Origin of the sequence: Streptomyces sp. MBT65 (genome assembly GCF_016612545.1) — a bacterium.
GTDB lineage: Bacteria > Actinomycetota > Actinomycetes > Streptomycetales > Streptomycetaceae > Streptomyces.
Map to the genome: position 1 here is coordinate 1 of NZ_JAENRY010000338.1, position 8,644 is coordinate 8,644.

An 8,644-nucleotide genomic window follows, 5' to 3' on the forward strand; every position below is an offset into this window, starting at 1 on the left:
GCCGCATGGGCGCCCCCGACCTCGTCGTCGCCACGTCGAAGACCTTCAAGCAGCTCGCCCGCCTGCTCCTGCGCCTACGCCTACGCCTACGCCGACTGCATCTGATCCAACCGCCGCAAGATCACGCCCTCGCGCAACGCCCACGGGCACACCTCCAGCGTCTCCACGCCGAAGAGGTCCATCGCGCCCTCGGCGACCATCGCGCCGGCGAGGAGCTGTTCGGCGCGGCCCTCGGAGACGCCGGGGAGGACGGCGCGCTGGGCGGTGGTCATGCCGGCGAGGCGGGGGACCCAGGCCTCCAGGGAGCCGCGCTTGAGCTCGCGTTGGACGTAGAGGCCGTCGGCGGAGCGGGCGGCGCCGGCCAGGCGGGCGAGCTGCTTGAAGGTCTTCGACGTGGCGACGACGAGGTCGGGGGCGCCCATGCGGCTGAACTCCCCGACGGTACGGGCGATCTGGGCGCGCACATGGCGGCGCAGGGCCCTTATCGCCTCCGGTTCCGGCGGGTCGCCGGGGAGCCAGCCGGCGGTGAGGCGGCCCGCGCCGAGCGGCAGCGACACGGCCGCGTCCGGCTCCTCGTCGATGCCGTACGCGATCTCCAGGGAGCCGCCGCCGATGTCGAGGACGAGCAGCCGCCCGGCGGACCAGCCGAACCAGCGGCGGACGGCGAGGAAGGTGAGCCGGGCCTCCTCGGCGCCGGTGAGGACCTGGAGCTCGACGCCGGTCTCGGTCTGCACGCGCGCGAGGACCTCGTCCGCGTTGCTGGCCTCGCGGACCGCGGAGGTGGCGAACGGGAGGAGCTCCTCGACGCCCTTGTCCTCGGCCGCCTGCAACGCCTCGTGGACGACGCCGATGAGTTTGTCGACCCCTTCGGGGCCGATCGCGCCGTCCTCGTCGAGGAGTTGGGCAAGGCGGAGTTCCACCTTGTGCGAGTGCGCGGGCAGCGGTCGCGCTCCCGGGTGTGCGTCCACCACCAGCAGATGCACCGTGTTCGATCCCACGTCGAGGACACCGAGTCTCATATACGGAACGCTACTGCCACCTGCACCGATCTCCGTCCCCGGAGCGGTTTCTGGGGCCGCCCCGGGCGACTTACCCTGGACGCGTGCCAAAGACGAAAAAGGCGAAGAACGACAAGGCGGCCAAATCACCCGGCGATTCTTCGCCGGTGACGTCGGCCGGGCCCCCGAAGACGTCGACGATGTCGAAGAAGGCTCTGAAAGCCGACGAGAAGGGGCTCGACTTCGCGCGCGCGTGGGTGGAGTTCCCGGATCCGGCGGACGAGGAGCAGCTCTTCCGCTGCGATCTGACATGGCTGACCTCTCGCTGGAACTGCATCTTCGGAAGCGGCTGCCAGGGCATCCAGGCGGGCCGCGCCGACGACGGCTGCTGCACCCTGGGCGCGCACTTCTCCGACAAGGACGACGAGAAACGGGTCGCCGGGCATGTGGCGAGGCTCACGCCCGACATCTGGCAGCACCACGACGAGGGCGTGGAACACGGCTGGATCTCGGAGGACGAGGACGGCGACCGCCAGACCCGCCCCTTCCAGGGCTCGTGCATCTTCCAGAACCGCCCCGGTTTCGCCGGCGGCGCGGGCTGCTCGCTGCACATCCTGGCCGTCAAGGAGGGCCGCGAGCCCCTCGAGACCAAGCCGGACGTCTGCTGGCAGCTGCCGGTCCGGCGGACGTACGAGTGGATCGACCGGCCGGACGACACGCGCGTGCTCCAGGTGTCGATCGGCGAGTACGACCGCAGGGGCTGGGGTTCCGGCGGCCACGAACTGCACTGGTGGTGCACGTCGGCGACCTCGGCGCACGGCGCGGGAGACCCGGTCTATGTGTCCTACGGCCCGGAGCTGACCGAACTGATGGGCAAGGCCGGCTACGACCGCCTGGTCGAGCTGTGCGAGCAGCGCCTGGCCTCGCAACTCCCGCTGCTGGCACCGCATCCGGCGGACCCGGTCGGCTGACGGGTCAGGACGGACCCGGGTCGCCGCCGTCACCGGACGGCGGCGTCGAGCCGCCCGGGTCGGCGGAGGACGAGTCCGTCGGGGTCGGGGTGGGGTCGGTGGACGAGGGCGGCGGATCGCTCGGCGTGGGGTCGGTGGGAGCCGTGTCCGTGGGCGTCGGGTCGGGGCCGGACGAGGGCGGCCCACCGGGATCGGGATCCGACGGGTGCGAGGGATGCGACGGGTCGCTCGGGGCGGGGGCGGTGCCGTAGCCCTCGATCGAGACGATGGCGCCGGCGGGTGAGACGGCCACGCGCGCGGTCCAGTGGCCGGAGGGCTCGCGCAGCGGGTCGACGTACACCTTGATCGTCAACGATTCGCCCGGGGCGAGGGTTCCCGAGGACTGGCTGAGGTAGAGCCAGGGCGCCGCGGTGGTCGCGGACCAGCGGACCGGGGCCGCGCCGGACGCGGTGAGGGTGATCAGCGTGGTGTCGCCGCTGTTGGCGGCGGAGACGGAGAGGTGACCGGCACCCTTCTGGCCGGCGCCGGTGACGCTGACGACCTCTACGGAGACATCGTTCTTGCCGTTCTCGCCGGCCCGCGCGCGAGGGCCGGTGCTCGCGTTGCCGGTGTTCTCGTAGCCGCCGCTCGCGACCTCGCCCTCCAGGATCCCGGGCCCGTGCTGCTCGCTCGCGGTGACGGCCCGGCCGTCGGCGCCCTCGCCGGTCGGGGTGCCCCGGTAGGCGGCCCACAGGGCGAGGACGGGGGCCGCGATGACGGTGGCGACGACGGTCGTCGTGACGGCACGCGCGCGGAGCCGGTCTCTTCGGGCGGCGCGGTCCTTGGGGTCCATCGGGAAACCGCGCCGGTCGAAACGGGGTGCCGCGGCTCCACGCGCGCGTGGGAGGTGCGCCATGGCGACGTGCAGGGCCGCGCGGGGCGCCTCCAGGACGGGCAGTTCGGCGGGTGTGACACCGGCGCCGGGCCAGGTGCCGGGGACCGCGCGCTCGGCGGTACGGCGGCAGTGCGGGCAGTCGTCGACGTGCCGGACGAGTTCGCGCCGCAGGGCGCTGCTCAGCACGAGCTGGTGGTCGCCGGTGAGCCGGGCGACGCTCGGGCAGCTCCCGGTCTCGACGACGGCGAGGGCGGCACGCGTGCGTTCCACCTCGCAGGCGGCGGACGCCAGCAGTTCACGGGCGAGCGCGAGGTCCATGCCGAGGACGGCGGCGACCTCGTGGGCGGCGAGCCGGTGGCGCACTGCGAGTTCGAGCGCCTCGCGCTGCTCCGGGGTGGTCCCGGCGGCCTCCGGCCAGGCCAGCAGGGCGAGTTCACGCCGCCGCTGCTCGCGCAGCTCCTCGGGAACGACCGTTTCCTCGGCTTCGACGCGACCCGCCGCGTGCGTGCCCTGACGTTTCTGCTTGGCCTCGGCCAGCTTGCGCAGACAGGCCCAGCGGGCCAGCGCGTACAGCCAGGCCCGACGGTCACCGGCCGTCTCCGGCACGCGCGCGCCCCGGCGTTCGGCCAGCGCCAGCACGTCACCCAGGGCGGCGGTCGCCGCGTCGTGGTCGCACAGCACGGACAGGCAGTACGTGAACAGGCCGTCCAGATACGGCTCGTAGCGCGCGGGCGGGCGCTGCGCCAGCGTGCGTGCCGCGGCGCGGTCGCGCGCCTCCCGATGCGCCCCGTGTGCGCCGGTGGTGCGGGTCGAGGTCTCCGGACTGCTGCTCATCACCCGTGCGACCGTAGGCGGCGGTCGATGCCCCCTTCCGCCCCCTTGAGCACTTTTAATCCGTACGGGTGAAACGATCCCTCATAAGGGGACAGGAACCCCTGCCGCCATGGCTCGTTCCCGACAGGGGTGGCCGGATCCCGAGCCGCGACCGTCCGTCCGCCGACCGCGTTGTCAGTGGCGGCGGTTACGGTTCACGCATGGCTGCCCGTACGAAGACCACCAAGGACCGTCCGTCCTACCGCTGCACCGAATGCGGTTGGCAGACGGCGAAGTGGCTCGGCCGCTGCTCCGAGTGCCAGGCCTGGGGGACGGTCGAGGAGTACGGCGCGCCCGCGGTCCGTACGACGGCGCCGGGCCGTGTCACCACCTCCGCCGTGCCCATCGGCCAGGTCGACGCCCGCCAGGCCACCGCCCGCTCGACCGGCGTGCCCGAGCTGGACCGGGTGCTCGGCGGCGGGCTGGTCCCGGGCGCGGTCGTCCTCGTCGCGGGCGAACCGGGCGTGGGAAAGTCGACCCTCCTCCTCGACGTGGCGGCCAAGGCGGCGAGCGACGAGCACCGCACGCTCTATGTCACCGGCGAGGAGTCGGCGAGCCAGGTCAGGATGCGCGCCGACCGCATCAAGGCGATCGACGACCACCTGTACCTCGCCGCCGAGACCGATCTGGCCACGATCCTGGGCCACTTGGACGCGGTGAAGCCGAGCCTGCTGATCCTGGACTCGGTGCAGACGGTGGCGTCCCCGGAGATCGACGGCGCGCCCGGCGGCATGGCCCAGGTCCGCGAGGTGGCCGGCGCCCTGATCCGCGCCTCCAAGGAACGCGGCATGGCCACCCTCCTCGTGGGCCATGTCACCAAGGACGGCGCGATCGCGGGCCCCCGCCTCCTGGAACACCTGGTGGACGTGGTGCTGTCCTTCGAGGGCGACCGGCACGCACGCCTGCGCCTCGTACGGGGCGTCAAGAACCGCTACGGCACCACGGACGAGGTCGGCTGCTTCGAGCTGCACGACGAGGGCATCACGGGCCTGGCCGACCCGAGCGGCCTGTTCCTGACCCGCCGCGCGGAGCCGGTCCCGGGCACCTGCCTCACCGTCACCCTGGAGGGCCGCCGCCCCCTGGTGGCCGAGGTCCAGGCCCTCACCGTCGACTCCCAGATCCCCTCCCCCCGCCGCACCACCTCGGGCCTGGAGACCTCCCGCGTCTCGATGATGCTCGCGGTCCTGGAACAGCGCGGCCGGATCAGCGCTCTGGGCAAGCGGGACATCTACTCCGCCACAGTCGGCGGAGTGAAACTCTCCGAACCGGCCGCGGACCTGGCGATCGCCCTCGCCCTGGCCTCCGCCGCGAGCGACGTCCCGCTCCCCAAGAACCTGGTCGCGATCGGCGAAGTGGGCCTGGCGGGCGAGGTCAGACGGGTCACGGGCGTCCAGCGCAGGCTCTCCGAAGCACACCGTCTGGGCTTCACCCACGCCCTCGTTCCGGGCGACCCGGGCAAGATCCCGGCCGGCATGAAGGTCCTCGAAGTGGCCGACATAGGAGAGGCCCTCAGGGTCCTCCCTCGCTCCCGTAAACGAGAGGCCCCACGGGACGACGAGGACCGCCGGTAGACTTTGCCCTGGTCTCGCCCGTCCGTACGAACCAGGTACGCGAAACGGGAGCACCAGAAAAACCTGCGACCCGAGGAGTGCAGTGGCAGCCAACGACCGGGCGTCAGCTCCCGGAAAGTCCGGCGGGAGCTCCGGTGCCGATGGCCTGATGCGCGCCTCCCTGAGCGCCGTGGCACCCGGCACGGCCCTGCGCGACGGCCTGGAGCGGATTCTCCGCGGCAACACGGGCGGACTCATCGTGCTCGGTTCCGACAAGACCGTGGAAGCGATGTGCACGGGCGGTTTCATCCTGGACGTGGAGTTCACGGCCACCCGCCTACGCGAACTCTGCAAACTGGACGGCGGCATCGTCGTCTCGTCCGACCTCTCCAAGATCCTCCGAGCGGGCGTCCAACTGGTCCCCGACCCGAACATCCCCACCGAGGAGACGGGCACCCGACACCGCACGGCGGACAGAGTCAGCAAACAGGTGGCCTTCCCGGTCGTCTCGGTGTCCCAGTCCATGCGCCTGATCGCCCTCTACGTGGACGGCCAACGCCGCGTCCTGGAGGACTCGGCAGCAATCCTGTCCCGCGCGAACCAAGCCCTGGCCACCCTGGAGCGCTACAAGCTCCGCCTGGATGAGGTGGCGGGAACGCTGTCGGCCCTGGAGATCGAGGACCTCGTCACCGTCCGGGACGTATCGGCAGTGGTCCAGCGCCTGGAAATGGTCCGCCTGATCGCCATGGAAATCGCCGAGTACGTATTGGAGTTGGGCACCGACGGCCGCCTGCTCGCCCTCCAGCTGGAGGAGTTGATCGCAGGCGTGGAACCGGAACGCGAACTGGTGGTGCGCGACTACGTCCCCGAACCCACGGCCAAGCGCTCCCGCACGGTGAACGAAGCCCTGGCCGAACTCGACGCGCTCTCCCACGCCGAGCTTCTCGAACTCCCCACCGTGGCCCGCGCGTTGGGCTACACCGGCTCCCCCGAGGCGCTCGACTCGGCGGTCTCCCCCCGAGGCTTCCGCCTCCTGGCCAAGGTCCCGCGCCTCCCCGGCGCGATCATCGACCGCCTGGTGGAACACTTCGGCGGCCTGCAAAAACTCCTGGCGGCAAGCGTCGACGACCTCCAGACAGTCGACGGCGTAGGCGAGGCAAGGGCAAGGAGCGTACGAGAGGGCCTCTCCCGCCTGGCGGAATCCTCAATCCTGGAGCGCTACGTCTAGGGCGCCCCGGCGTCAGTCACTCGCCAGCACGAACGAGGTCTGCGCCTTGGCGAACCCGGAGGCCTCCGCCTCCACCAGATAGGTCCCGGCCCCGGCCGAACCAGCGGCCGGAGTAGCGCACTCGGGCGCACTCGGCTTGCGATCCCACTTCAGGGTGTAAGTGACACTGCCCCCGGCGGACACCCGATAAAAGACACTCGCAGAACTCTTCGGGCAGTCGGCGGACGACCAGAAATCAGCACTGCCCCCCGCCTCCGTGATGGTCAACACCGCGCTCTTAGGCCCCAGATCGACCTTGCAGTCACTGCCGGAGGAGTTCTTGGCGGTCAGCACAAAGGTCGGCGTCTGATCCGGCGAGTACGAGTTGTGCAGACTCCGCAGACTCAACTGCACAGCACTGGCAGTGCAGTTGGGAAGCGTGGAGTCGGCAGGAACAGTAGTCCCCGTACTACTACCCCCGTTGGACCCACCACCGGAGCCACCGTCACCTGATCCAGATCCGGCACTCGTGCCGCCGGAGTCCCCACTGCTCCCGCTGCCCCCACTACTGCCACTACTGCCACTACTGCCGCCGCTTGACTCATCGCGGCCGCCCGGGTGTTGACTGATGGCGGGACCGGTTCCCGACGGCCCGGCAGTGATCGTAGGAGCGGGCGTCTTCCCGTTCTTCGCCCCATCCGCACCGTTCTTGCCGCCCCCGCCGCCCGACGTGACGATCCAGGTGATCAGCAGCGCCAACAAGGCGACCACGGACACCATGAGGATCCTCCGACGCCAATAGATGGAGGAGGGAAGCGGCCCGACCGGATTGCGCATAGATCCCACGGCGCAAACTCTACGAGAGATCAGCGAGTTACCTCGCCCCACCCGCCGCCCCAGCCCCAACTTTTCCGGATCATCATCCTGGCAACCCCGCCTGGAATCAGGCGGAATGGACCACGGACCCGCCCGCACCCGCCGACGCGAGCGAGTGGGTCGTGGCGGTACGGCGAGCCCGCCGCTCAGCTGGTCCCCACCCGTTCGACTGTGGCAGCAGGCAGAGGGGCGCGACCGGCGGCGGGCTCGCCGTACCGACACGACCCCGACCCCCCACCGGCCGTGGCAGGATCGGAACCGCCATGACTGCGCCCACGAAACCCCCGCACACCACACCCGCCACCACACTGTCGACCACACCGGCGACCACACCGGACGGAGTCCACCTCCACACCCCGGTCATCGACTGGTTCGAGGACAACGCCCGCGACCTCCCCTGGCGCCACCCCGACGCCGGCCCCTGGGGCGTGATGGTCAGCGAGTTCATGCTCCAGCAGACCCCGGTCAACCGCGTCCTCCCGGTCTACGAACAGTGGCTCGCCCGCTGGCCCCGCCCCGCCGACCTCGCCAAGGACGCCCCCGGCGAAGCCGTCCGCGCCTGGGGCCGCCTCGGCTACCCCCGCCGCGCCCTGCGCCTGCACGGCGCCGCCACCGCCATAACGGAACGGCACGGCGGCGACGTCCCCACCGACCACGCCCAGCTCCTCGCCCTGCCCGGCATCGGCGAGTACACGGCCGCCGCCGTCGCGTCCTTCGCCTACGGCCAGCGCCACGCCGTCCTGGACACCAACGTCCGCCGCGTCTTCGCGCGCGCGGTCACCGGCACCCAGTACCCCCCGAACGCCACCACCGCCGCCGAACGCAAGCTCGCCCGCGCCCTGCTCCCCCAGGACGAGCACACCGCCGCCCGCTGGGCCGCCGCGTCCATGGAACTGGGCGCACTCGTCTGCACGGCGAAGAACGAGACGTGCCACCGCTGCCCGATCAGCGCCCAGTGCGCGTGGAACCTCGCCGGCAAGCCGGAACACGAGGGCCCGGCCCGCAAGGGCCAGACCTACGCCGGCACGGACCGCCAGGTCCGCGGCAAGCTCCTGGCCGTACTCCGCGAAGCGCACACCCCCGTCCCGCAGTCCGCACTCGACCGCGTGTGGCACGAACCGGTGCAGCGGGCCAGAGCGCTGGACGGCCTGGTGGCGGACGGCTTGGTGGAACCCCTCCAGGACGGCTTCTACCAACTCCCGGCGACCCGAACCTGACACACGGTCAATTCACAGCCACGCACCCCACCCCCGGCCACATCACAGCCCACACCCAGCCCGCGCAACGCTCCGGCA

General features: G+C 71.6%; 7 protein-coding genes. 4 read left to right on the forward strand and 3 right to left on the reverse strand.

The features are described from left to right. Window positions 1-86: 86 nt before the first annotated feature. Window positions 87-1,019 carry a Ppx/GppA phosphatase family protein gene (locus tag JHN63_RS43395; protein WP_200690639.1) on the reverse strand — a complete coding sequence of 311 codons (933 nt, stop codon included), beginning with the start codon at window positions 1,017-1,019 and terminating at the stop codon, window positions 87-89. Between the two features lie 83 nt (window positions 1,020-1,102). On the opposite strand from JHN63_RS43395, the gene JHN63_RS43400 reads away from it, so the two are divergent. Then, window positions 1,103-1,969 carry a hypothetical protein gene (locus JHN63_RS43400; protein WP_200690640.1) on the forward strand — a complete coding sequence of 289 codons (867 nt, stop codon included), beginning with the start codon at window positions 1,103-1,105 and terminating at the stop codon, window positions 1,967-1,969. A 4-nt stretch (window positions 1,970-1,973) separates the two neighbouring features. Here the strand turns inward: JHN63_RS43400 and JHN63_RS43405 are convergent, their stop codons facing one another. Then, entirely contained in the window at window positions 1,974-3,677 is a 1,704-nt protein-coding gene (locus JHN63_RS43405) for a hypothetical protein (protein WP_234478564.1), read from the reverse strand. 200 nt (window positions 3,678-3,877) lie between these two features. On the opposite strand from JHN63_RS43405, the gene radA reads away from it, so the two are divergent. Together radA and disA are read left to right on the forward strand one after the other, a co-directional pair. After that, window positions 3,878-5,287 (forward strand): DNA repair protein RadA, encoded by a 1,410-nt coding sequence (gene radA / locus JHN63_RS43410; protein WP_200690642.1) that lies wholly within the window; start codon window positions 3,878-3,880, stop codon window positions 5,285-5,287. A gap of 82 nt (window positions 5,288-5,369) precedes the next feature. After that, window positions 5,370-6,494: a DNA integrity scanning diadenylate cyclase DisA gene (disA, locus tag JHN63_RS43415; protein WP_200690643.1), complete on the forward strand. Its 1,125-nt coding sequence runs from the start codon at window positions 5,370-5,372 to the stop codon at window positions 6,492-6,494. A 12-nt stretch (window positions 6,495-6,506) separates the two neighbouring features. On the opposite strand, the gene JHN63_RS43420 is transcribed toward disA, so the two are convergent. Further along, the gene (locus JHN63_RS43420) at window positions 6,507-7,319 is read right to left on the reverse strand and encodes a hypothetical protein (protein ID WP_200690644.1); all 813 of its coding nucleotides are present in this window, start codon (window positions 7,317-7,319) and stop codon (window positions 6,507-6,509) included. A 293-nt stretch (window positions 7,320-7,612) separates the two neighbouring features. Here JHN63_RS43420 and JHN63_RS43425 point away from each other — a divergent pair, with 293 nt between their 5' ends. Further along, window positions 7,613-8,566, forward strand: coding sequence for an A/G-specific adenine glycosylase (locus JHN63_RS43425; RefSeq protein ID WP_200690645.1), 954 nt, complete (start codon window positions 7,613-7,615; stop codon window positions 8,564-8,566). Window positions 8,567-8,644 lie beyond the last annotated feature (78 nt).

Excerpts from the sequence above, each read along its gene's own strand:
- JHN63_RS43395 (WP_200690639.1), bottom strand. The coding sequence starts at position 1,019 with ATGAGACTCGGTGTCCTCGACGTGGGATCGAACACGGTGCATCTGCTG.
- JHN63_RS43405 (WP_234478564.1), bottom strand. The coding sequence starts at position 3,677 with ATGAGCAGCAGTCCGGAGACCTCGACCCGCACCACCGGCGCACACGGG.
- radA (WP_200690642.1), top strand. The coding sequence starts at position 3,878 with ATGGCTGCCCGTACGAAGACCACCAAGGACCGTCCGTCCTACCGCTGC.
- JHN63_RS43425 (WP_200690645.1), top strand. The coding sequence starts at position 7,613 with ATGACTGCGCCCACGAAACCCCCGCACACCACACCCGCCACCACACTG.